1 protein-coding gene is annotated in these 1121 nt (G+C 63.6%); it reads right to left on the bottom strand.

All coding sequences use genetic code 11. From position 1 onward, the window contains the following. Nucleotides 1-594: helix-turn-helix domain-containing protein (locus tag ABD323_RS41430; RefSeq protein WP_344447257.1), on the bottom strand; the 594-nt coding region annotated here is incomplete at its 3' end. Between the last annotated feature and the right edge of the window lie 527 nt (nucleotides 595-1121).

The raw sequence follows: 1121 nt of genomic DNA, 5'->3' as shown, positions 1-1121 counted from the left end.
GTCGGCGCGGTACAAGGAGTTGTAGAGCGTGGTGGCGTGAAGTCGGAACTCGACCCCTGGCACGCCGAACAGCGGCGCGTAGTTCGCCAGCGCGTTCCGGATCTTGCTTGCCATTGCAGCACCGATCCCTTCGTCCTGGCCGCGCTGGGCCACACAGACTGAATCGGGATCCCCCAGCATGAGCCTGACCGGTACCCCGGCCTGGGCCTTCTCTCGGATCAGGCGAAAGAACATCGGGTCTTCGGAAAGCCAGAAGCCCGAGTAGACCACCAGGTCGAAGTGCGTGGTCGCCTCGGCATAGAGCGAGGTCCACAGCTCCTTAGGCACTCCAGCCCGGTGTGGGTACACCGTGACGAGCTCGGCCCTCCCCGCCTCGGTGGTCGCACTCGTGGTCTGTTCGCCCGGCCAGATTTTCGACAGGTCGCACTGCAGAAGCTGCGCGAGGGCGTACTGGAAGCGTTGGTACGGCCGGCGCTCACCCTTGGCCTCGACCCAGCGCTCTACCGTGCGGGCGCTCACCCCGAGCTGGACGGCGATCTGTTCGACCGTCAAGCCGCTGGCCAGGATGGCGCCTCGGAGTCGTTCATTAGCCATCTCGCCCTCCCCTGGACGAAGTTGTGGCGCTTGGACGATGCGGGACGACTTGACGGTAGCGAAGCCGGATCGAAGCCGTCCAGTGGCGCCGTATCTCGACAGGCCCCAACAGGCGAATCTAGATGTGCGCGGTCGAGAGACTCGCCAGCGAAAACACCGAAGGACTTGACGCAGCGTCGACTCCACGTCATCGTAAGAGACATGTTCAACATGTCTCGCATGATGAGGCAGACGAACTGCTGACCCTTCTTTGGGCTGGCCTGAACTGCGCAAATGCGACTGACGGTTGTCGGGGAAGGCGGCTTTGCCGCACGCCCACGGGCTGTCGTGATCGCAGTTCCTTGAGAACTGAACAGTGTGCTGATCAACGAACGAGTCACTTTGGTGACCGGCCCGCCCACCTTGGGCGAGCCGGGATCCATGGCTACTCGTACGAGTGGTCGGGCCCAGACATGACGAGACCGCCGCGCCTTCCTTGGCCGGTCGCGCGGCGGTCTCTCGGGCCTACACCCCTAGTTGGAAGAGGT

It is taken from the genome of Kitasatospora nipponensis (assembly GCF_039528135.1).
In the GTDB taxonomy this organism is placed as follows: Bacteria; Actinomycetota; Actinomycetes; order Streptomycetales; family Streptomycetaceae; genus Kitasatospora; species Kitasatospora nipponensis.
The sequence above is the reverse complement of the archived record's forward strand: the minus strand, read 5'-3'. Positions and strand labels throughout refer to the sequence as shown.